This window comes from Pseudonocardia sp. 2-7 (genome assembly GCF_056341085.1).
On record NZ_CP094507.1, the window covers coordinates 980,257 to 1,002,324 of the forward strand.

Consider the following 22,068-nt stretch of genomic DNA (forward strand, 5'->3'; position numbering starts at 1 on the left):
GCCCGTGCTCGCGCCCCGGGAGATCGACGAGTACCTGCTCCCCACGGAGCGACGCGTCATCCGTGTGCGCCAGCACTGGGCGGTGATGGTCAAACACATCTGGCAGACGGCGCTGTTCATCGTCGTGGTGATCGGTGTCGAGCAGCTGCTCGACCGGCCCGGGGTCGACCCGGTGCTGGACGTCGTGGTCGACAACCTGGCGTTCTACCTGGTCGTCGTCGCGGTCCTGCGCTACACGGCGCTGTCGATCCTCTGGTGGATCGAGCGGATCGTGATCACCGACAAGCGGGTGATGATCGCCCAGGGGATCATCGTGCACAACGTCGGCATGATGCCCCTGGGCAAGGTCACCGACCTGACGTTCCAGCGTTCGCTGTCCGGGCGCATGCTCGGCTACGGGACGATGGTCGTCGAGTCCGCGGGCCAGATCCAGGCGCTGAACCGCATCGACTACATGCCGCGCCCCGAGGAGATCTACGAGGCGCTCTCCGAGCTGGTCTTCGGGGAGAAGGGCAAGACCCGCGCGACCGGCATGCTCGCCAAACCGCGCTGGCGGCGCTGACCCGCCGCCACCTCCCCGGAGCGCCGTCCCGGCGCCCCGGCACAGCCCGTCCCGACGCGGGGCCGCGCACCGTGCGCGGCCCCGCGTCGTCGTGTGCGCACCCGGCGTCCGGGTGTGGCCGCGGGCCGTCGCGGGGGCGCCGCCGCAGCCGGTGAGCCCCGCGCGACGGCCTGGACCTGCTGCTCGCCGCCTCGCTCGACGAGGAGACCCGGCCGCACCGGCGGCTGTGGTTCGAGTGCTGGCAGGACGGCGTGTGGGACGACGAACGGTCCCAGCACGAGCGCTACACCGGCTGGCACGCCGTCCTGCGGGACCTGGTCCTCGCCGGGGTCGCCGACGGCTCGCTGCGCTGCGCGGACCCCGACGGCACCGCCGCCCGGCTCGTCGCGCTGGTCGACGGGCTGGCCCTGCAACGGCTGCGCGGGGTGCCCCCGATGTCGTCGGAGCAGGCCGTCGCGCACGTCCGGACCGCGCTGGCCGACTGGACCGGGTCGTCCCACCCGACGGGGGAGTAGGCGCCCCGTCCCGGGGTGCGTCGGCGGTGCGCGGGGCTAGGGTCGGGCGCGTGTCCGTCATCGACCTGCACGCCCACTCCACCGCGTCCGACGGCACCGACTCCCCGGCCGGGCTGGTCCGGGCGGCCGGCGCCGCGGGGCTCGACGTCGTCGCGATCACCGACCACGACACCACCGCCGGATGGGCCGAGGCGGGGGCCGCGCTGCCGGCCGGTCTCGCACTGGTGCGCGGCGCCGAGTTCTCCTGCCTGAGCCCGACCGGCCGCACGGGCGAGCCGCGCTGCTCGGTGCACCTGCTCGGCTACCTGTTCGACCCGGAGCACTCCGCGATCGTCGCGGAGCAGGAGCGGCTGCGGTCCGAGCGCGTGCAGCGACTGGAGACGATGATCGGGCGGATGGCCGCCGACGGGTACCCGGTCGACGTCGACACCGTGTTCGCGCACCTGCCCGAGGGCGGCAGCGCGGGCCGGCCGCACCTGGCCCGGGCGCTCGTCGCGGCCGGCGTCGTCGGGTCGGTCGACGAGGCCTTCGCCGAGCTGCTGCACAACGACAGCCCCTACTACGTGCCACGGGCCGACACCCGGGTCGAGACGGCCGTCGAGATGATCGTCGCGGCGGGCGGGGTCGCGGTGTTCGCGCACCCACTCGCCCGCAGGCGCGGTGTGGTCGTGGAGCCGTCGGTGCTCGTCGACCTCGTCGGCCGGGGGCTGGGCGGGATCGAGGTCGACCACCCGAACCACGCCCCGGCCGACCGCGAGCTGCTGCGCGGGATCACCGCCGAGCACGGCCTGCTCACGACCGGCTCCAGCGACTACCACGGCACGAACAAGACGACCCCGCTCGCCGAGGAGACGACCGACCCGGAGGTCTACGCGGCACTGACCGAACGGGCCACCGGCGTCCCCGTGCTGCACGGCGGATCCGGCGGCACCGCGTGACGGTGCGTCGCCGGGAGTGATCGACGGTCGGTGACCGTCCCGGAGTACCGTGGCGCCCATGGCCCGGACCACCGCTCCCGCCACCGGGACCCCGGACGGTCAGCTCGGCCTGGACCTGCTCGACCCCGGCTTCGGTGCGACCGCGCTGCACCGGGTCACACCGGCCCGGCTCGACACCTGGGACGCCTGCCCGCGCCGCTACCGGATGCTGCACGTCGACCGCCCGGCCCCGCCGCGCGGCGGCGGGTTCGCCCACACCACGATCGGCGCGGTCGTGCACCTGGCGCTGCGATCGCTGGCGGCCCTGCCCGCCGAGCGGCGCACCCCGGAGCAGGCCGCGTCCCTGGTGGACCGGCACTGGACCGGCGAGGGGTTCGCCGACGACGCCCAGGCCGCCCGGTACCGCGAGCGCGCCCGGGACTGGCTGGCCGCCGCCGTCGACGGCCCGGCCGGGCGGGACGAGCCGCTCGCCGTCGAACGGTGGGTGCGGGCCCCCGCCGGGCCGCTGCTGGTCGAGGGCCGGGTCGACCGGATCGACGCGCGCGACGGCGAGGCCGTCGTCGTCGACTTCAAGACCGGGCGCCGGGTGCCGACCGCGGCCGACGCCGCGGACTCCCGGCAGCTCGCGCTCTACGCCGTCGCCACCGCCTCGGTGTTCCGCCGCCCCTGCCGCACGGTCGAGCTGCACCACGTGCCGACCGGGACCGTCGCCGCGCACACCCACGACCAGGCCTCCCTCGACCGGCACGTCGCCGCGGCCGCGGAGTCCGCCGACGCCGCCGCCGGGGCGACGACCGCGCTGGCCGACGGCGGCGACGCCGACACGCTCTTCCCGGCCCGCACCGGCGCGCACTGCGGGACCTGCGCGGTCCGGCGGAACTGCGCTCCGGGCCGCGCCGCCGTCCCGGAGCCGCGACCGTGGGACCTGCTCGCACCGTGACCGCCGACCCGCAGTTCCCCGGTCCGCCGCCCCGCGGCCGCCCCCCGCTCCCGCCGGGCCCGCCCGCCCCGTACCGCGCCGGGCCGTCGTACGGACGCCCGCACCCCGGCCCCGACGGCTACGGCCCCCGCCCGCCGGTCCCGCCGTCCGGCCCGCCCGGCCGGCGTGGCGGCGCCGGGCCCCCGGCCGGTCCGCGCCCCACCGAGGCCCTGCCCGAGTCCCGCCGCGCGCAGCGCCGCGGCGACGCCGGGTCCCGCCGGGGGCTGTCCTCCGGCGCGGACGAGCCGCCGCGCGCCGACGAGCACCCCGCCGCCCGCGCGCCCGGCCGTCGGGCCGACCGCCGCCGCGCCGAGGAGGGCGAGCGGCGGGCACGGCGCCGCACCCCCGGACCCGACGTCGAAGGCGCCGGCGCCCGGCTGCTGCGCGGCCTGGCCGGGGTGCTCGCCGGCGGGCTGGTCGTGCTCGCGCTCGGGCTGGTCGTCGTGGAGTGGGCGGCCGGGAACAGCGGGGTCCCCGGCCCCGGCTCCGGCGCGATCGTCGCGCACGTCGGGGCGGCGGTCGTCGCCGTCGTCGGCCAGGTCGTCGCGGACCGGCGGCGGGACCGCACCGGTCTGCTCGCCGCGCTCGGGGTGGTCGTGACGGCGTCGCTGGTGCTCGGGTTCGGCTGGTTCCTGTAGCCGCGCGGAGCGACGCCGGCTCAGCCGGCGGGCCCCAGCACGACGAGCTCGTCGCCGCGCAGCTCGACCAGCAGGGCGCCCTGGGCGGCGAGCAGGACCGGCGCGGTGACCGGGCCGCGGTCCACCGGCAGGGTCCGGGCGACGACACCGGTGGCCGGGTCGACGTCGGCGATCCCGCCGGGGACGGGCACGAGCAGCCGGTCGCCGTAGCGGGTCCCGGGGCCCAGCGTGCCGGGCAGGCTCCAGCGCGGCTGGAGGCTGCGGGTGTCCAGCGCGACCGTCGCGCCGCCGGTCCACCAGTAGCGGCGCCGGTCGTCGGCCGTGGTGCGGGCGACGCCGTCGGAGGGGGCGGCGACCGTCGCGCCCGCGTCGACCGGGAACTCGCCGATGCTGCGCCCGGACCGGTCGTAGAGGGCCAGGCGGGGTGCGCCCGGCAGCAGGACGGCGACGCGCTCGGACGACGCGGCGACCACCTGGGCACCGTCGGTACCGGTGACCGACGACGAGTCGAACGCGGGCCGGTCACCCTCGGTCCCACTGGGGCGCAGCACCGTCAGCCGCTCGGACGGCTCGCCGGGGCAGCGCTCCAGGATCGCGGCGCGGTCCTCGGCGGTGGCGAACGAACGGAACGTGCACCCCGACCGCGGCTGCGAGCCGGGCTCCTCCAGCGCGCGCACCGTGCCGTACTCGGCGGTGCGGACCAGGTCGGAGCGGAAGGTCTCGACGTAGTCCTGGCCGGTCGCGAGCACCGGGTCCTGGCCGATCAGCCGGGTGCCGGGCCGGGCGTCGAGGGTCCGGGCCGGTCCACGGGCCCCGGAGCCGGGCTGGAGCGTGGACAGCTCCGAGCAGTACTCGTCGTTGCGGTAGAGCGCGAGCACGCGGCCGTCGGCGAACCCGGTGGTGCACAGCGGCAGGTCACGGGAGTAGCTCCAGCGCTCGGCGCCCGTGCGGGCGTCGTGCCCGGAGACCCGCGACCCCGCGGCGACGACGACGCCGTCCCCGACCGCCAGCGGTACCGGGGTGTCCGGGCTGGCCGCCCGCCACAGCTCGGTGAACCCGGCCGGGACCGGGCCGACCGGCGGCGGTGGGGTGGGCGCGGTCGCCGCCGTCACCGACTCGGTGTGCGCGGCCGGGCTCTGCACGGCGTAGAGCACCGCGACCCCGGCCAGCAGCAGCACGAGCACCGCGGCGACCAGTCGGTCGCCGCGGTGTCGTCGTTCGGCGGGGACGCCCGGGAGCGGGAGCCGGTCCCGCAGGGGTCGGCCGCGCAGCACGCGTGGGGTCAGCTGGCGGCCGCGTCGGCCCCGTCGGCGGACTCGCCGCCGCCGGGTCCGCGCCGCGAGCCGCCGCGGCGACGACGGCGGCGCGGCTTGGCCGCCCCGCCCTCGGCCGACGCGCCGGCGTCCGGCCCGTTCTGCGGGGCGCCCTCGGCGGAACCCGCGGAGGCGGCACCCTCGGCGGGGGCCGAGGCACCCGCCTCGACCGCGACCCCGCCGCGGGTCCGGGAACGGGACCGGTTGCGCCGCGGGCGGCGACCGCCCTCGTCGCCGTCGCCGTCGCGGCTGCCCTCGCGGCCGCCGCCGTCGCGCCCGGCGCCGTCACGACGGCTGCCGCGCGGCTTGCGGGCACCCTGGTGGTCGCCCTCGGAGTCGATGTACTCGGCGTCGAGCCCGGCGCGGGTACGCGCGGACAGCGGGAGCCGCCCGGACGCCGTCGTCGGGATGTCGAGGTCGGTGAACAGGTGGTCCGAGGTCGAGTAGGTCTCGACCGGCTCGTCGATGCCCAGCGACAGGTCGTCGGAGATCATCTTCCAGCGCGGGGTCTCGTCCCAGTCCACCAGCGTGACCGCGACGCCCTCGCGCCCGGCGCGGCCGGTGCGGCCGATCCGGTGCACGTAGGTCTTGGCGTCCTCGGGGCACTGGTAGTTGATGACGTGCGTGACGCCGGTGACGTCGATGCCGCGGGCCGCGACGTCGGTCGCGACCAGCACGTCGACCTTCTCCGCGCGGAACGCGCGCAGCGCCTGCTCACGGGCGCCCTGGCCGAGGTCACCGTGCACCGCGGCGGCGGCGAAGCCGCGCTCGGCGAGGTCGTCGGCGACCCGCTGGGCGGTCCGCTTGGTCCGGGTGAAGATCATCGTCAGGCCGCGGTCCTTGGCCTGCAGGGCCCGGGTGACCAGCTCGACCTTGTCCATCGCGTGCGCGCGGTAGACGAGCTGCTTGGTCCGCTCGTGGATGGAGCCCTGGTCGGCCTCCTCCGCACGGATGTGCGTCGGGCGGGTCAGGAAGGCGCGCGAGAGCTGCACGATCGGGCCCGGCATGGTGGCCGAGAACAGCATCGTGTGCCGCTCCTCGGGGAGCATGCGCAGGATCCGCTCGACGTCGGGCAGGAAGCCCAGGTCCAGCATCTCGTCGGCCTCGTCGAGGACGAGCGCCTTGACCCGGCCGAGCACCAGGTGGCGCTGCTCGGCGAGGTCGAGCAGCCGGCCCGGGGTGCCGACGATGACGTCGACGCCCTTGCGCAGGGCCTCCAGCTGCGGCTCGTAGGCACGGCCGCCGTAGATGGCGACGACGCGCACGCCCAGGTTCTTGCCCGCGGCGGCGATGTCCCGGGCGACCTGCACGCACAGCTCGCGGGTCGGGACGACGACGAGCGCCTGCGGGACGTCCTTGGTGCGGTCGGCGGCCTCGCCCTCGGCGGTGGCCGCGGCACGCTCACCGGGCGGGGTGATCCGCTGCAGCAGCGGGACGCCGAAGCCCAGCGTCTTGCCGGTGCCGGTGCGGGCCTGGCCGATGACGTCCTCGCCGGCGAGCGCCAGCGGGAGGGTGAGCTCCTGGATCGCGAACGTGCGCACGATGTCGTTCTCCGCGAGCGCGGAGACGATCTCGGGCCGGACGCCGAGCTCGGCGAAGGTCGGGGGGAGCTTCTCGCCGCCGGGGTTGGTCACGCCGAGCGGGGTCTCGCTGGGGGTGATGCCGGTGGGCAGGAAGCCCGGGTCGGCCTCGGGGGTGTCGGTGCTGTCGACTCGGGACAGTGTGATCGCCTCTCTCCGCGCACAGGAGCCGTGGCGTGGCTCGTCGACCGGCCCCGGGCCGTCGGGGACGGTCCGGGCGGGAGAGCCGCCGAGGCGCTGCGCGCACCAGTTCGGGTGCGGGTCCCGGTGAGACGTGCTCGGCCGTGTCGGCCGCTCGTCCCGTTACCCGGTCCCCGCGCGGTGGGCGCGTCCGCATGGAGTTCCATGAGCCCGAAATCCGGTGACGCGCTGCCCGCATGGTACCCGCCGCGGCGCGCGAACACGACGGCGCGGGCGTCGCCGGGTGTGGTGAGTTCTCTCGCCCCGTGGCCCGGGTGGCCGTCGCGGGCCGCCCGGCGGGCCCGTACGGCCCGGTTAGGGTGGTGGTCATGACCACTGGAGGCGACGCGCCGACGGCCGCGACCGTGGAGCTGCTCGGCGTGCTGGCCTACGGCGAGCTGTCGGCGTTCGACCGGCTCGCCGAGGACGCCCGGGCCGCGCCGACGCTGGCCGGCCGCGCGCAGCTGTCGACGATGGCGGCCGCCGAGATCGGCCACTTCCGCCTCATCGAGGACCACCTGGGCCGCAGCGGGATCGCCGTCGCCGACGCGATGGCGCCGTTCGTCGCGCTGATCGACAGCTACCACGCCTCGACCGCCCCGCGGAGCTGGCTGGAGTCGCTGGTCAAGGCCTACCTCGGAGACGGTCTCGGCGCCGACTTCTACCGGGAGGTCGCGGGCTGGGTGGACCCCGGCACCGGCGACCTGGTGCAGCGGGTGCTCGCCGACACCGGGCACTCCGCCTTCGCCGAGCGCGAGGTGCAGGCCGCCTGCGCCGCCAACCCGGCGCAGCGCGACCGGCTGGCCCTGTGGGGCAGGCGGCTGCTCGGCGAGGCCGTCACCCACGCCCAGCGGGTCGTCGCCGAGCGCGACGAGCTCGCCGAGTTCATCGTGCTCGGCTCGGGGGAGAAGGGCGGCGTGGCCGGGCTCATCCGGACGGTGCAGACCGCCCACGGCCGCCGGATGGGCAGGCTCGGACTCTCCTGAGCCCCGGCCCGGCCGTCCGCTCCCGGCTCGCCGATGCTCCGGCCCGATCTGGACTAGCCTGGCGAGGGCAAGGTGATCAGAAGTGACGGATCGGGAGGACCACCGGTGAAGGTCAAGATCGGCATCGCGGAGACCCCGCGGGAGCTCGTGGTGTCCAGCGACCGCACGCCGGACGAGGTGGCCCAGCTCGTGAGCGGGGCGATGAAGTCCGACGACGGGCTGCTGGACCTCACCGACGACGAGGGCCGTCGCTACGTCGTCCCGGTCGCGCGCATCTCGTACGTGGAGATCGGCCCGACCGAGGAGCGCCGGGTCGGGTTCGGCCTCAGCGGCTGAACGCACACGGAGTCGTCCGGGCCCGGTACCCGTCCGCGGGACCGGGCCCGACGCGTGTCCGGGCCCGGTGTGCGCGGGTCAGTCGGTCTCCGGCGGGGGCGGCCCGTCCAGCGCGAACGGCGGCCTGCCGGTGCCGGTGATCCGGAACCGGTCCCACACGTCCGGCTCGGACAGCGTGCCGACGGCCGCGTGCCCGGGCGTCCGGACCTCGGCGGTGCCGCCGCGGCTGCCGAGCAGCGCGGTGAGCCGGGGGTGCGCGGCGACCCGGCCGGACCAGTGGAGCCTGCCGTCGAAGGGCTCGTGCCGGGCGTCGAGCAGCACCTCGACGTCGACGGTCTCCCCGTCGAGCACCAGGGTGGCGGGGCCGCGGTAGCCCTCGTTGTGATCGTGGTCGCCGCTCACCGGTCGCGCCCCGAGGCGTCGTGCACCTGCGGCTCGGGGACCAGCCGCAGGATGTCGGCGTTCGCGGTGGGGGAGTCGATCCCGGCGACGCCGGCGATCCCGCCCCAGATCAGCGCGGACAGGTAGTTGGTGAGCGCGTCACGGCTCATCGTCCGGCGCTCCAGCCACCACTCGCCCGCGGTCTGGACCATCCCGATGATCCCGTGCGCCCACGCCTCGGCGCCGCCGGAGTCGCGGCCCTCGGCGCGCAGCCGCTCCCCGAACAGGGTGGTCAGCAGGGCGCCGATCTGGCCGCGGACGTCCTGCGCGATCTCGGCGCCCGGCACCGGCTCGGCCGGGTTCGCGACGACGAACCGGTACAGCTGGGGCTCGTCCTCGATCATCCCGAGGTAGGCGTCGATGACGGCGGCGACGTGCTCGATCGGCTCGGCCTCGATCGCCAGCACCGGGTAGATCCGCTGCATCAGCATGTCCGCGGCGTGCTCGCTGACGGCCCGCTGCAGGTCGGCGCGATCGGCGAAGTGCCGGTAGAGCACCGGCTTGGTGATGCCGGCCGCGGCCGCGATCTGGGCGACCGAGACCCCCGGGCCGTGCTCGCGGATCGCCTCGACGGCGGCGGAGACCATCTCGGTCCGCCGTTCCTCCCGTCGGCGGCTGCGCGCGTCCGGCTTGACATCCCTCGCGTCCTGGGGCACGTTACCAGTGGTAACCGTTACCGGCGGTAACAGCAAGGGTTCCGGGTGTGGAACCCGCCACCGCAGGCCCCTCCCAGCAGGAAGGCGCGACCGATGAGCGCTCCCGCCCGCACCGGCAGCAAGACGAACCTCGCCGACCGCGAGGACACCGCCCGACGGCTGCTCAAGAGCTCGGTCACGACCTCCTACGACCCGTCGATCGACATCGACTGGGACGCCCCGCTGGTCGAGGGCAAGTACGGCATCGTCCCCGAGCGCGTGTCGCTCTACGGCACGCCGCTGTGGAACGGCCTCACCGAGGAGCAGCGGATCACGCTGTCGGTGCACGAGTTCTGCAGCGTCGCCCGGATCGGGCTGTGGTTCGAGATGATCCTCATGCAGATGCTGCTGCGCTACGCCTACGACCGCGACCCGCGTCGCGCGCACATCCAGTACGCGCTGGTCGAGATCGCCGACGAGTGCCGGCACTCGATGATGTTCGCCAAGGCCACCGAGCGCTACGGCGTGCCGGACTACGCCCCGCGCCGGCTCACCCACGAGCAGGGCCGGCTGATGAAGACCATCGGCACCGGCCCGGCGATGTTCGCCGGCACCCTCTACGTCGAGGAGATCCTCGACCAGCTCCAGCGGGAGGGCATGCGCGACGAGCGCGTCCAGCCGCTGTCCCGCATGATCAACAAGATCCATGTCACCGAGGAGGCGCGGCACGTCCGCTACGCCCGGGAGGAGCTGCAGCGGATCATGCCGAGGACCAACCGCGCCGAGCGCGTCTGGGCCCGCTACCTCACCGCGCGGATCGCGTTCGTCGTCGCCCGCAACCTCGTCCACCCCGAGGTCTACCGCAGCGTCGGGATCGACCCGGCGGTCGGGCGGAAGGCGGCGCTGGCCAACCCGCACCACCACGAGATGCTGCGCTGGTCCTCGCGCAAGCTCGTGCCGTTCCTGCGCGAGCAGGGGATCGTCGGCGGCCCGACGGAGACCCTGTGGAAGCGCGCCCACCTGATCTGAGGAGGCATCCCGCGATGAGCACACGGATCGTCACCCGCGACGGGACCGGCCTGTTCGCCCGGGTCTCGGGCCCGGAGTCGGCGCCGGTCACGGTGCTGCTGGCGCATGGCTGGACCCTCGACGAGCGCTGCTGGGCCCCGGTCGCCGACGCCCTCGCCGTCGGTGCGCCCGGCGGCGGCCCCGCGCCGCGGGTGATCCGCTACGACCACCGCGCGCACGGCCGCTCCGACGACACCCCCGACGAGCTCAAGACCCTCGACGTCCTCGCCGACGACATGGCCGAGGTGATCACCCGACTCGCCCCGACCGGGCCGCTGGTGATCGCCGGGCACTCGATGGGCGGGATGACGGCGATGGCGCTGGCCCAGCGCCACCCCGACCTCGTCGCGTCCCGGGTCACCGGCGTCGCGCTCGTCGCGACCGCCAGTGGCGGCCTCGGGGCGGCGGCGACGCTCGGGATGACCGGGCGGCCCGCGAAGATGTTCCTGGCCGGCAAGGACAAGGTGACCGTCAGCCCGCTGTGGACCGGGCGCCGGTCGCTGTCGACCCACCCCACGTTGCTGCGGGCCGCGCTGCAGCCGTTGCTGCTCGGCACCCGGCCGGACCGGCTCGCCGTCCGCGCGACCTGCGAGGCGATCGCCGACTGCCGCCCGACGACGATCTCCGGGTTCACCCCGACCCTCACCACCCACGAGCGCGACGAGGCGCTGGCGGCGTTCTCGTCGCTGCCGGTGGAGATCCTCGTGGGGACCCGGGACCGGCTCACACCGCCGCGGTTCGCCCGGCGGATCCACCGCAGCCTGCCGCGCGCCGAGCTGACCGTGTTCCCCGGCGCCGGGCACATGCTCCCGGTGGAGCGGGTCGGCGGGGTCACCGGCCGGATCGCCGCGCTGGTGCGCCGGGCCGGCGCGGAGCAGGCGGCCTGAGCCGCCCGCCCCGCCGCCGGGGCCGGGCCGTCAGATCTGGTCGAGGCCCTGCTTCGGGAACCCGGCGATGCCCCGCCAGGCCAGCGAGGCCATCAGCGCCACGGCCTCGTCGCGCGGGACCCGCTGGTCGGAGTCCAGCCAGAACTGGGCGCCGACCTGGCTCAGCCCGACGAGACCGACGGCGAGCAGCCGCGCACGGTCCTGGTCCAGCCCGGCGTCGGTGGTGACCGCGCCGGCGACCGCGTCGATGCAGCGGTCCAGCGCGCTCTCCACCAGCGCCGCGGCCTCCGGGTCGCCCCGCAGGTCGGACTCGAACACCAGGCGGTAGGCCTTGCCCTCGCCGGCGACGAAGTCGAAGTACGCCGCGACGGCGGCCTGCACGCGCTCCTTGTTGTGCTCGGTCCGCTCGATGGCGTTGGAGACCCGCTCGACGAGCTCCTCGGCGTAGGTCGTGAGCAGCGCCTGGTACAGCTCCAGCTTCCCGGGGAAGTGCTGGTACAGCACGGGCTTGGAGACGCCTGCCCGCTCGGCGATGTCGTCCATCGCGGCGGCGTGGTAGCCCTGGTCGGCGAACACGTCGCGGGCGGCCAGCAGCAGCTGGGCGCGCCGCGCACCGCGGGACAGTCGTGCGCCCCGTGGCGTGGCGGTTCCGGTCATGGGCCCCCTACCTCTCACCCGTCGTGGGAATACCCTACTAGCAGGTAACCGCGTTGACGAACGATCCGTGAAAGGGCTTCTCCGCAGAAGGGTGACAACCTCTCACGATCGGCGGCGCGGGCCCCGGGCGGCGAGCCCGAGCGCACCGAGGACCGGCACGGCGGCCACCACGACCGCGGGCGTCCCGAGCACGGCGAGGACCACGCCGGCGACGGCGAGCACCACGGCCGCACGGACGTACGCGCGGACCTGAGCCCGCGCGCGGCGGGCGATCAGCAGGGCGGCGGCCACCTCGGCGGGGCCGCCACGGGCGCAGATCCTCTCCGATCCGGGTGCGGGCACCACGACCGGGTCCGGCCGCGCGTCCGGGCCGTCGTCGGACCCGGGGCCGGCCCCGTCGTCGGTGGGCCAGGGCACCAGCTCCACGGCCAGGTCGGCGGCGGCCAGGGCGGCCTCGTCGGTGGCCGGGTCGGCCGCCACCGCGACCGTGCGGCCGCGTACCCGCAGCCCGGCGACGGCCGCGGCCCGCGCCGCCGCGTCCAGCCCCGGGCGGACGGCGTCGGGGTCGGCCGGGTCGAGACCGGACGCCGCGGCGAGGGCACGGGCGGCGCCGTCGTCGTCGGGGGTGAGCAGGACCGGCGCGACCCCGGCCGCGGCCAGTTCCGCCACCCCCGGTCGGGCCGCGGGGTGCGGCGCCCGGGGCAGCGCGAGCACGGCGCGGGCGCACCCGTCCCAGGCGACGACGAGGACGGCGCGGCCCTCGGCCACCGCCCGCTCCCGCTCCGCCGACAGCGGCGGGGGCACCCGGATCCCGTGCTCGGCCAGCCAGTCCGGGCCGCCGAGCAGGACCGCGTGCGCGACGACGGTCGCCGTGGTGCCGCCGTCGCCCGGGCCGGGCTCCCGCAGCTCGGCCACCAGGCCGGACACCCCGAGGCCGGGCTGCTCGTCGGCCTCGGCGACGTCGGGCACCGGGCCGTCGACGGCGTCGGCCAGCGCCCGCGCCGCGACGCGCAGGTCCGACCCGGGCCGCGCGCCCGCCGCGACCGACGCGGCCAGCCGCAGCACCAGCGCGGGGTCCTCGCCCCGTCCCGCGTGCACGGTGACCGTCCCGGGGCCGGTGCCGGTCAGCACGTCCGGCCCGGCCAGCGCGACGGTGTCCACCCGGCCCACGAGTCCCGGGCCGCCCGCGGGCCCGGTCCAGCCCACCGGCTCGCGACGCCCGGGCAGTGGCGACGGCAGCCGCACCGTGTCCCCGCCCGCCCGGTCCGCGGCCCGCAGCGCCGCCGGCAACGCGGCCAGCAGCGGCACCGGGCAGGCCCCGACCAGCACCGCGATCCCGGCCGGGACCGCGACGGGCCACGGGGTGCCGGTGCCCGCCGCGAACGCGGTCACCGCGACCGCGGCCAGCGCCGCGGGCGGGGTGAGCAGGGCGCTCCACCGGTCCGCGACGGTGCGCAGGCCCGCGCGGACCTCGTCGGCGTCCCCGCCGGCCGGGCGCCCGGTGCGCTGCACCGCGGCCGCGACGACGGTCAGCACCGCGGCGGCGCCGGGCAGCAGGACGGGCCCGGCGAGCGGGTCGGCCGGCACCGCGCCCGGACCCGCGGGCGAGACCGCCGCGACGGCCAGCACCGCGGCCGACCACCCCAGCGCGGCGAGCACGGCCGCCGCGACGCCGGTCTCGGCGGTCACCGTGCCCTCCCGCAGGCCACGCCCGGCGACGCGCAGACCGGGGCGCCCCGTCGTCGCGACGACGGCGAGGGCGACCAGCAGGGCGGCCGTCGCGCAGGGCGGGGCCCACGCCGCGCCGGCGAGTGCCGGGCCGGCGAGCGGCAGCAGCAGGGCGAGCAGGGCCGCCGTCGGCGGGGCGACGGCCCGCAGGACCGGAGGCAACCGCCGTCAGCTCCCCGGGGCGGTCGGGAGCGTGAACTCGCACGACCGCAGCACACCGCCGGAGCGGTAGTCGAGGAACAGCCGGTAGCTGCCCGGGGCGGGGACCGACACCGCGAACGCCACCCCGGGGCCGGACCGGTCGGTCGCGGCCGCGCCGGTGATCTCGGGACGGACCGGGAACCGGGCCAGGTCGCCCTGGCGGACCGCGGTCATCCGGCCGAACGCGCCGCCGTCGACGGGCTCGAGGTCGGTGACCGGGGTGCCGTCGCGCCCCACCGTCGCGAACAGCCGGGACTCCCCGCCGGGGACCAGGGCGCCGTCGAGACGGACCTGCTGGTCACTGCCCCCGCAGAGCCCCGCCCGGTTCTCGGACGGGAAGGTGAAGGCACCGTAGGTACCGGGGACGTGCAGGTCGGCCCCGAGGTCCAGGTGCGGGCCGCCGGTCGGGGTGAACCCGGCGTAGAGCCGCCACACGCCCTGGCCGGGGAACCGGACCGGTGCCCGCCACACGCCGTCGGGGCCCTGGGTGGCGCGCAGCCGCATGTAGCCGGCGACGTCGCGTCGCAGCACGGCGACGTCCATGACCCCGGAGCCGTCGGAGGGGGCGTCGAACCGGGTCACCGGGGCGCCGTCGGAACCGGTCACGGTGAACGCGACCTCGGTGGGCTCGCGCCAGGGGTGGACGGTCCCGACCGGGGTCAGGGTGTAGCCGGCCGCGGTGGTGAGCACGCCGCCCGCGCCGGTCGTCGCGTCGCCGGTGGCCAGGCCGGCCGCGAGGACGCCGTCGTCGCCGCGCTCGTCGCCGGGGTCGCCGCCGGCCCGCGTGTCGGCGGCCGGGGTCGCCGAGAGGGTGCCCACCGCACCGCCCGCCGTCCAGGCCGCGGTGAACACCAGCACCGACGCGGCGCCGAAACCGGCAAGCCGGGCCGCGGCCGATCCCGCGATCCGCCCCATGCCCACCTCCTCCGTCGCGTCGTCCACGGGGTACAACGTCCGGCGGGCGATCTCGTTGCGCTCCGTGGAGCGCCGGATGCGGACGGTGATCACAGCGAGACGGGGATCACCCGGCGCGGCGGGTGACGCGCACGACACGTCATGCTGGTCGGATGGTCGCCGCCCCGTCGATGTCCGTTCACCCGCCCGTCACCGTGCCCGCCCCGGTGACGGCGCCGGGTGCCGCGACGTCCCCGGGCACCGCGGGACCGGCGGACGCGGAACGGGCCGCGGCGGAGCGCCCGCCGTGGCCGGGCCGCGCGGTCACCTCCGGCGGGGTCACCCTGCACGTGCGCGAGACCCCCGGCTCCGGCGACGCCGACGCCGTCTACGTCCACGGGCTCGCCGGGTCGGCCACGAACTGGACCGACCTCGCCGGGCTCCTCGCACCACGGGCGGCCGGCCTGTCCGTCGACCTGCCCGGGTTCGGGCTGTCCGAGCCGACCGCCGTCGCCGACTTCGGCCCGGACGGCATGGCGGACGCGCTGCTGTGCTGGCTGGCCGGGCGCGACCGCCCGGTGCACCTGGTCGGCAACTCCCTCGGCGGCGTGATCGCGACGACGGTGGCGGCCCGCCGTCCCGAGCTCGTCCGCAGCCTCACCCTGGTCTCGCCCGCGGTGCCGGACCGGCGCCCCGACCCGCGACGCCTGTCGGACCCGCGGATGGCGCTGGCCATGGTGCCGCTGCTCGGGCGCGGCGCGCGGCGGGCGCTGGCCGAGGAGCCGCTGCGGGCCCGCGCCGAGCGGATCGTGAAGGTCTGCTTCGCCGACCCGCAGCGCGGCTCCGCCCGCCGGCTCGAGGAGCTGATCTCCGAACACGAGCACCGCGCGACGCTGCCCTGGGCCGGCGCGGCCACCGACGGCGCCACCCGCGGTCTGCTCGGGCTGTGGGCCGGGCGCGAGATCTGGCGCCGGATGGCCCGGGTGCGGGTGCCGTCGCTGGTGGTGTGGGGCGAGCAGGACCGCATCGTGTCCCCGCGACTGGCCGCGCGGACCGCGGCCACACTGCCCGGGGCGCGGCTGCTGGTGCTGCCCCGGGCCGGGCACGTCGCGCAGATCGAGCGGCCCGCGGCGGTGGCCGACGCCGTCGCCGCGCTGTGGGACACGGTGCCGGTCGGAGCGGGTGCGGGAAGATGACGCGCACGTGGCGCGTTGAGACGCCCTGAGACCCGCACGCAACCCGCGAGGAGTGGACGAGATGGCGCTACCGCCACTGGTGGAGCCGGCAGCCGAGCTCACCAAGGACGAGGTCGAGCGGTACAGCCGCCACCTCATCATCCCCGACGTCGGGATGGACGGGCAGAAGCGCCTGAAGAATGCGAAGGTGCTGGTCGTCGGCGCGGGCGGCCTCGGCTCGCCCGCCCTGCTGTACCTGGCCGCCGCGGGCGTCGGCACCCTGGGCATCGTCGAGTTCGACGTCGTCGACGAGTCGAACCTGCAGCGTCAGGTCATCCACGGGCAGTCCGACGTGGGCCGCCCGAAGGCCGAGTCGGCCCGCGACTCGATCCGCGAGGTCAACCCCTTCGTCGACGTCCGCCTGCACAACGAGCGCCTCACCAGCGAGAACGTGCTGGACGTCTTCCGGGACTACGACCTGATCCTGGACGGCACCGACAACTTCGCCACCCGCTACCTGGTGAACGACGCGGCGGTGCTGCTCGGCAAGCCCTACGTCTGGGGCTCGATCTTCCGGTTCGAGGGCCAGGTGTCGGTCTTCTGGGAGGACGCCCCGAACGGGCAGGGCCTCAACTACCGCGACCTCTACCCCGAGCCGCCGCCGCCCGGGATGGTCCCCTCCTGCGCCGAGGGCGGCGTGCTGGGCGTGCTCTGCGCGTCGATCGGCTCGATCATGGTCAACGAGGCGATCAAGCTGCTCACCGGGATCGGTGAGCCGCTGCTCGGCCGCCTGGTGATCTACGACGCGCTGGAGACCACCTGGCGCCAGGTGAAGATCCGCAAGGACCCGGAGACGCCGAAGATCACCGAGCTGATCGACTACGAGGCGTTCTGCGGCACCGTGACGCAGGAGGCGCAGGACGCGGCCGCCGGCAGCACGATCACCGTCGGCGAGCTCAAGCAGATGATCGACGCGGGCAAGGACTTCCAGCTCATCGACGTCCGCGAGCCGCACGAGTACGAGATCGTGAGGATCCCGGGCTCGGTCCTGATCCCGAAGGACCGGATCCTGTCCGGTGCCGCGCTGTCGGAGATCGCCCAGGACAAGCCCGTCGTGCTGCACTGCAAGTCCGGCGGCCGGTCCGCCGAGGCCCTCGCCGCGCTGCACAAGGCCGGGTTCCGCGACGCCGTCCACGTCGGCGGCGGGGTGCTGTCCTGGGTCAAGCAGATCGACCCGTCGCAGCCCACCTACTGACCGGGGCCGACCCGCTCCGCCCTACACCGACGGCCGCCGTCACCGGTACACCCGGGACGGCGGCCGTCGCCGTTCCTGGTGTGGCACAGCGTGACCGCTCATCGATCGCACACGACCGTCCGAGTGAACATCGTCCGTTCAGCCCTGCATTTCGTCCGTTGGGCGAAACATGTCGACCGATCGCCGCGACATGGGGATGCACGCGATCACTAGGTCGGGAGGACGCTCGGTGGAGGACTCGCTGCGCACATGCGCCCTGCAGGGGTGCGACGCACCGTTGGAGCCCACGGGGGACGTGTCCGGCGACCGTCCACAGCGGCGCTACTGCTCCGCCGCCCACCGGCTGGCGGCCCGCCAGGTCCGCCGGGCCGCGGCACAGGCGGCGGGGGACCAGCGGCTCGCCGACACGCTGCCGTGGCTGCGTGAGCCCGAGGCCGACGAGCGCGTGGAGCCCGCCCGGCGGGGGACGGCGACCCGCCGCCCCGTCGTGGCGCGGCCGGCCGCGTCGGCGGGCCCGGACCGCCCCGGACCGCTGCGTGCCCCGCGCAGCCCGCTGCGGCACCGGCGCACGCTGGCCCTGATCGGGGCGACGGCCGTGCTCCTCGGCGGGTACGCCCTGACGACCTCGCCGGCGGTGACCGGGGTCCCGGCGCCGCAGGACCGCACCGCCGACCAGTGGGCCGGGCAGGCCCGCATCGCGCTGGCGGCGCTCGACGACAAGCTCGGGACGCTCAACGCGAGCGAACGGACCTGGCAGGCGTCCGCGCACGAGTCGGACCGCACCCCGGCCGCGGTCGCGAAGCTGCAGCAGCAGCGCGACACCCTGCTCCAGCAGCGCGCCGCCCTGCAGTCGCAGCTGCAGGTCTACACGTCCCGGCAGGACGCCGTGGACGCGCTGGCCGCCGCCCAGCAGCAGCTCGCCGAGATGGACCGGATCGTCGCCGACCTGCCGCCGGCCACCCGCCGGACTCCCGACCAGATGGCCGCGGCCGCGTCGCTGGAGGAGCAGCGCGACCTGCGCGCCCGCAACCGCGACGCCTGCGCGGAGCGGCTGGCCGCCATCGATGACGGCATCGACCGGGCCCGCACCGCCCCGCTGCCCGGCGACGGCGACGAGACCGAGAAGGTCTCCGACGACGTGCTGGCCCTCGCCCGCGGCGAGGACCCCGCCAAACCGGAGCCGTCCGGGGTGCGCCGCAACCCCGAGGTCCTGGCCGGGGGCCGGGAGACCGCCGGGGACCGCGAGCGCGACGACGTCGGCACCAGTGGCCCGCCGGACCCGCGGGGCCCGCTGGACGAGACCCGGCCGCGGGCCGAGGGGCCGGAGGGCGCCTCGGCCCGCGGGCCGGGCAGCACACCCGGCCGGGACGCGGGTCCGGGGGAGAAGCTGGGTGGTGCCGTGTCCGGTGCCGCCGACGGCGTCGCCGGCCTGACCGGCGGCGAGCCGGGCCCCGGGGCCGGTGCGGGTCCGGGCGCGGGTGCGGGTGCGGGTGCGGGGAAGAAGGCCGACCGGGCCGAGGTCGTACCGGCGTCGTCCGAGGGTTCGGTCAAGAAGGTCGGAAACGGCGTCGGCAAGGCCGCGCAGGGCGTCGGGGACACCGCCGGATCGCTGGGCCGGGGTGTCGACGACGTCGCGGGCGGGCTGACCGGGAAGAAGTCCGGCTCGGGTTCCGGCGGCTCGGACACCGGGTCCTCCGGCTCCTCCGGTCCGTCCGACGAGGCCCCCGCCCGGTCCGCCCCCGCGCCGCGGAAGGACCCCGCGCCGCGGAAGGACCCCGCGCCGCGGGAGGAGCCCGCGCCGCGCGCGGCCGCGTCCCCTGCGAGCCCGCCCGCGTCGACCGCCCCGGCGGAGAGCCCCGGCACGGAGCGCTCCGGCTCGGGAGCGCAGGGGTCCGGCGGGAGCCGCGGCTCCGGCGGCATCGTCAGCGCCGTGGCCGGGTCCTACGTCGAGTCCGCCATGGGGCGGGAGGCGGCGGCGCCGGTGCTGGCGGAGGCCGACCGGCAGGCGGCGGAGCAGATGGCCGAGCGCAGCGGGTCCTCCGGAGCCCGGTCCGGCGGCTCGTCCGGCTCCTCCGACGGCTCGGGATCGGACTCGCGGTCCTCCGGCTCCCGCTCCTCCGGATCGGACTCCGACTCCGGATCCTCGGGGTCGCGGTCGTCCCGGTCCTCGGACTCCGGTTCGTCCGCCCGGTCGTCGGACTCGGGCTCGTCGTCGTCGCGGTCGTCCGGCTCGGGCTCCTCGTCCTCCTCGGACTCGGGGTCGTCGGACTCGGGGTCGTCGCGGAGCAGCGGCTCGGACGACTCCCGCTCCTCGTCCTCGGACTCCGGCTCACGGTCGTCCGGGTCGGACTCGGGGTCGGACTCGGGCGGCGGCAGCTCCTGGTACTGACGGTGTCGCCCGCGGTGGCCGGCTCCCACGGCCGGTCACCCGGGCCGGCCGTGTCACCGGGCCGTGTCACCGTGCCGGCCGTGTCACGGGATCGACCGCCTCGCCCGGCCGACGGCCCCGCCCGCCCCGCCCCACCGGCCCCGATCGGTCCACCGTTCACCCGATCGGTCGTGGCGCGTCGCGCGGTTCGGGCGTGGCGCGACGAACGCGGGCCGGTGACGCGGGTACCGTCCACGCTGTGACCGCTGCCCGCACGCTCGCCACCGCGCCGGCCGCGAGCGTCCTGCCCGAGCACGTCCGCACCGCCTTCGGCGTGCGCGAGACGTCCCCCCGTCCCGTCGTGTGGGCGGGCCAGCGGGCCTGGCAGTGCGGCGACGTGCTGCTGCGGCCGGTGTCCGACCACGTCGTCGCCGCCTGGTCGGCGACGGTCCTGGAGAACCTCGAGGTCGACGGCGTCCGCCTCGCCCGCCCCGTCCGCAGCTCGGACGGCCGGTGGGTCGTGGGCGGCTGGGCCGCGTCCCGGCACGTGCCCGGCGTCCCCGAGCCGCGGCACGACGAGGTCGTCGCCGCGTCGCTGCGGCTGCACGCCGCCACCGCGACCGTGCTGCGCCCGCGCCTGCTCGACGACCGCGACGACCTGCTGTCCCGGTCCGCGGCCGCCGCGTTCGGCGAGCGCCGCCTGGACCTGCACCCCGAGACCGGCGGCCGGCTGTTCGCCGAGCTCGCCGCGCACCGCCGCACGATCCGGCTCACCCCGCAGGTCGTGCACGGCGAGCTGTTCGGCGCCATGCTGTTCGACCCGACGGGGCGGCCCGCGGTGCTCGACCTCGTGCCGTTCTGGCGGCCCGCGGAGTGGGCGGCGGCGGTCGTCGTCGTCGACGCGGTCGCCTGGGGCGGTGCCGACGAGGAGCTGATCGAGCGCTGGTCGGAGCTGCCCGAGTGGCCGCAGTCGCTGCTGCGGGCGGTGCTCTACCGGCTGGCCCTGCACGCCCAGCACCCTGACGCGACGACCGAGTCGCTCACCGGGATCGAGCGGGTCGCGAGCCTGGTCAGCCGCCGGCTCTGACGGGGCCGCTCCCGGCACGCCGCTGCTCACCGGCGCCGCGGGGAACACGGGGACGCCGTTGCGTCCCCGGCCGAACCGGTGCACCACCGGGTGGGCGGCGCGTTCTGCGACGCCCCGCTCGGCGTCCCGATGCGCCGAAGCGGCTCACAGCCGTCGCGACACCCGTGTGAGACAAGCGTTGCGGGGGTGTCACACGGGGCCACCCGTCGGAAACTGGGGGTCCCTAGCGTCGTCGACGACGTGACCGCCGGCGATCAGGAGACCGATCCGTGACCACCACCTCTGCCCCGGGGCGCCGCATCGGCGGCCGCTGGATCGACCACTGGGACCCCGAGGACGAGGGGTTCTGGCAGCGCACCGGCTCGGCGATCGCCCGTCGCAACCTGTGGCAGTCGATCTTCTCCGAGCACATCGGCTTCTCGATCTGGACCATCTGGTCGGTCCTGGTGCTGTTCATGGGGCCCGAGTACGGGTTCACCGCGGCGCAGAAGTTCTTCCTGGTCGCCGTACCCACGCTGGTCGGGTCGATCCTGCGGCTGCCCTACACCTTCGCCGTCGCCCGCTTCGGCGGCCGCAACTGGACGATCTTCGCGGCGTCGTTGCTGATCGTGCCCACGATCCTGGCGATGGTCGTGCTGGAGCCGGGCGTGTCGTACACGACGCTGCTGGTCGTCGCCGCGGTCGCCGGAGTCGGCGGCGGCAACTTCGCGTCGTCGATGGCGAACATCAACGCGTTCTTCCCGGAGAAGGAGAAGGGCTGGGCGCTGGGGCTCAACGCCGGCGGCGGCAACCTCGGCGTGCCGGTCGCGCAGCTGCTCGGCCTGCTCGTGATCGCCACCCTCGGCGCAGGCTCCCCGCGGGTGCTGCTGGCGGTCTACCTGCCGTTCATCGTGATCTCGGCGTTCCTGGCGTGGAAGCGGATGGACAACATCGCCGCGATGTCCAACGACACCGGCGCCTTCACCGAGGCCTGCCGGGACCGCCAGACCTGGATCATGTCGTTCCTCTACATCGGGACGTTCGGGTCGTTCATCGGCTACTCGTTCGCCTTCGGCCTGGTCCTGCAGAACCAGTTCGACCGGACGCCGCTGCAGGCCGCCGCGGTCACCTTCATCGGCCCGCTCATCGGGTCGCTGATCCGCCCCTACGGCGGCAAGCTCGCCGACCGGTTCGGCGGTGCGGTCGTCACGCTGTGGAACTTCGTCGGTATGGCCGTCGCCACGCTGGTGATCATCTTCGCCTCGGGGATCGAGTCGCTGACGCTGTTCACGATCGGCTTCATCGCCCTGTTCACGCTGTCCGGCGTCGGCAACGGGTCGACCTACAAGATGATCCCGGCGATCTTCACCGGGCGGGCGCGCGTCGCGATCGCCGGGGGCGCGGACCGCGGGACCTCGTTCGACACCGCGCGACGGCTCTCCGGCGCGGTCATCGGCATCGCCGGCGCGGTCGGGGCGCTGGGCGGGCTGTTCATCAACCTCGCCTTCCGCCAGTCGTTCATGACAGTGCAGTCCGGCACGCCCGCGTTCTGGAGCTTCCTGGCGTTCTACGTCCTCTGCATCGGCGTCACCTGGGCGGTGTACCTGCGCCCGCGCGCCGCCCTGGTCGGGAGCACCGAGGCCGCCGCGATGGCCCGGGTCTGAGC

Annotated in this window: 21 protein-coding genes; 14 read left to right on the forward strand and 7 right to left on the reverse strand. The window is 76.2% G+C overall.

The features are described from left to right. The first annotated feature begins 4 nt into the window (after positions 1–4). From MTO91_RS05030 to MTO91_RS05050, 5 genes are all read left to right on the forward strand, one after another. Complete coding sequence (locus MTO91_RS05030; protein ID WP_062400505.1) at positions 5–562, forward strand: PH domain-containing protein; 558 nt, start codon at positions 5–7, stop codon at positions 560–562. A gap of 170 nt (positions 563–732) precedes the next feature. Further along, positions 733–1,077 carry a TetR family transcriptional regulator C-terminal domain-containing protein gene (locus MTO91_RS05035; protein WP_405421592.1) on the forward strand — a complete coding sequence of 115 codons (345 nt, stop codon included), beginning with the start codon at positions 733–735 and terminating at the stop codon, positions 1,075–1,077. Between the two features lie 50 nt (positions 1,078–1,127). Beyond that, positions 1,128–2,015, forward strand: coding sequence for a PHP domain-containing protein (locus MTO91_RS05040; RefSeq protein ID WP_405419106.1), 888 nt, complete (start codon positions 1,128–1,130; stop codon positions 2,013–2,015). Positions 2,016–2,073: 58 nt separating this feature from the next. Then, positions 2,074–2,955 (forward strand): RecB family exonuclease, encoded by an 882-nt coding sequence (locus MTO91_RS05045; RefSeq protein ID WP_208819254.1) that lies wholly within the window; start codon positions 2,074–2,076, stop codon positions 2,953–2,955. Continuing rightward, positions 2,952–3,632 carry a hypothetical protein gene (locus tag MTO91_RS05050; protein ID WP_476653909.1) on the forward strand — a complete coding sequence of 227 codons (681 nt, stop codon included), beginning with the start codon at positions 2,952–2,954 and terminating at the stop codon, positions 3,630–3,632. The genes MTO91_RS05045 and MTO91_RS05050 overlap by 4 nt, the downstream gene beginning before the upstream one ends. 20 nt (positions 3,633–3,652) lie before the next feature. Here the strand turns inward: MTO91_RS05050 and MTO91_RS05055 are convergent, their stop codons facing one another. Then, the gene (locus tag MTO91_RS05055; protein ID WP_476653910.1) at positions 3,653–4,906 is read right to left on the reverse strand and encodes an Rv3212 family protein; all 1,254 of its coding nucleotides are present in this window, start codon (positions 4,904–4,906) and stop codon (positions 3,653–3,655) included. An 8-nt stretch (positions 4,907–4,914) separates the two neighbouring features. Beyond that, positions 4,915–6,579 carry a DEAD/DEAH box helicase gene (locus MTO91_RS05060; RefSeq protein WP_374228739.1) on the reverse strand — a complete coding sequence of 555 codons (1,665 nt, stop codon included), beginning with the start codon at positions 6,577–6,579 and terminating at the stop codon, positions 4,915–4,917. A gap of 455 nt (positions 6,580–7,034) precedes the next feature. Here MTO91_RS05060 and MTO91_RS05065 point away from each other — a divergent pair, with 455 nt between their 5' ends. Together MTO91_RS05065 and MTO91_RS05070 are read left to right on the forward strand one after the other, a co-directional pair. Continuing rightward, positions 7,035–7,691, forward strand: coding sequence for a ferritin-like fold-containing protein (locus tag MTO91_RS05065; RefSeq protein ID WP_020625914.1), 657 nt, complete (start codon positions 7,035–7,037; stop codon positions 7,689–7,691). A gap of 105 nt (positions 7,692–7,796) precedes the next feature. Next, positions 7,797–8,027, forward strand: a complete 231-nt coding sequence (locus MTO91_RS05070; protein WP_073578315.1) for a DUF3107 domain-containing protein — start codon at positions 7,797–7,799, stop codon at positions 8,025–8,027. A 78-nt stretch (positions 8,028–8,105) separates the two neighbouring features. Here MTO91_RS05070 and MTO91_RS05075 read toward each other — a convergent pair whose 3' ends face one another. Together MTO91_RS05075 and MTO91_RS05080 are read right to left on the reverse strand one after the other, a co-directional pair. Beyond that, complete coding sequence (locus MTO91_RS05075; protein ID WP_476653911.1) at positions 8,106–8,429, reverse strand: DUF4873 domain-containing protein; 324 nt, start codon at positions 8,427–8,429, stop codon at positions 8,106–8,108. Then, positions 8,426–9,124, reverse strand: coding sequence for a TetR family transcriptional regulator (locus MTO91_RS05080; RefSeq protein WP_308818189.1), 699 nt, complete (start codon positions 9,122–9,124; stop codon positions 8,426–8,428). The genes MTO91_RS05075 and MTO91_RS05080 overlap by 4 nt, the downstream gene beginning before the upstream one ends. Positions 9,125–9,217: 93 nt before the next feature. Between MTO91_RS05080 and MTO91_RS05085 the strand changes: the two genes are divergently transcribed. Both MTO91_RS05085 and MTO91_RS05090 read left to right on the forward strand, forming a co-directional pair. Further along, positions 9,218–10,132 carry an AurF N-oxygenase family protein gene (locus MTO91_RS05085; RefSeq protein WP_476653912.1) on the forward strand — a complete coding sequence of 305 codons (915 nt, stop codon included), beginning with the start codon at positions 9,218–9,220 and terminating at the stop codon, positions 10,130–10,132. A gap of 14 nt (positions 10,133–10,146) precedes the next feature. Continuing rightward, a complete protein-coding gene (locus tag MTO91_RS05090; RefSeq protein ID WP_208819244.1) occupies positions 10,147–11,058 on the forward strand; it encodes an alpha/beta fold hydrolase in 912 nt (303 codons plus the stop codon). A gap of 30 nt (positions 11,059–11,088) precedes the next feature. Here MTO91_RS05090 and MTO91_RS05095 read toward each other — a convergent pair whose 3' ends face one another. The 3 genes from MTO91_RS05095 to MTO91_RS05105 form a co-directional block, all read right to left on the reverse strand. Continuing rightward, entirely contained in the window at positions 11,089–11,715 is a 627-nt protein-coding gene (locus tag MTO91_RS05095) for a TetR/AcrR family transcriptional regulator (RefSeq protein ID WP_062400521.1), read from the reverse strand. 102 nt (positions 11,716–11,817) lie between these two features. Further along, entirely contained in the window at positions 11,818–13,605 is a 1,788-nt protein-coding gene (locus tag MTO91_RS05100; protein WP_476653913.1) for an HAD family hydrolase, read from the reverse strand. Positions 13,606–13,611: 6 nt separating this feature from the next. Continuing rightward, the gene (locus MTO91_RS05105; protein WP_476653914.1) at positions 13,612–14,586 is read right to left on the reverse strand and encodes a hypothetical protein; all 975 of its coding nucleotides are present in this window, start codon (positions 14,584–14,586) and stop codon (positions 13,612–13,614) included. 143 nt (positions 14,587–14,729) lie between these two features. Between MTO91_RS05105 and MTO91_RS05110 the strand changes: the two genes are divergently transcribed. The 5 genes from MTO91_RS05110 (at position 14,730) to MTO91_RS05130 (ending at position 22,066) form a co-directional block, all read left to right on the forward strand. After that, the gene (locus MTO91_RS05110; RefSeq protein ID WP_405419094.1) at positions 14,730–15,734 is read left to right on the forward strand and encodes an alpha/beta fold hydrolase; all 1,005 of its coding nucleotides are present in this window, start codon (positions 14,730–14,732) and stop codon (positions 15,732–15,734) included. A 61-nt stretch (positions 15,735–15,795) separates the two neighbouring features. Next, a complete protein-coding gene (gene moeZ, locus MTO91_RS05115; protein ID WP_476653915.1) occupies positions 15,796–16,968 on the forward strand; it encodes an adenylyltransferase/sulfurtransferase MoeZ in 1,173 nt (390 codons plus the stop codon). A 229-nt stretch (positions 16,969–17,197) separates the two neighbouring features. Further along, positions 17,198–19,357 carry a hypothetical protein gene (locus MTO91_RS05120; RefSeq protein ID WP_476653916.1) on the forward strand — a complete coding sequence of 720 codons (2,160 nt, stop codon included), beginning with the start codon at positions 17,198–17,200 and terminating at the stop codon, positions 19,355–19,357. A gap of 238 nt (positions 19,358–19,595) precedes the next feature. Next, the gene (locus tag MTO91_RS05125) at positions 19,596–20,423 is read left to right on the forward strand and encodes a TIGR02569 family protein (protein ID WP_083474553.1); all 828 of its coding nucleotides are present in this window, start codon (positions 19,596–19,598) and stop codon (positions 20,421–20,423) included. Between the two features lie 269 nt (positions 20,424–20,692). Next, on the forward strand, positions 20,693–22,066 hold the full coding sequence (locus tag MTO91_RS05130; protein ID WP_224403460.1) for a nitrate/nitrite transporter: 1,374 nt from the start codon (positions 20,693–20,695) through the stop codon (positions 22,064–22,066). Positions 22,067–22,068 lie beyond the last annotated feature (2 nt).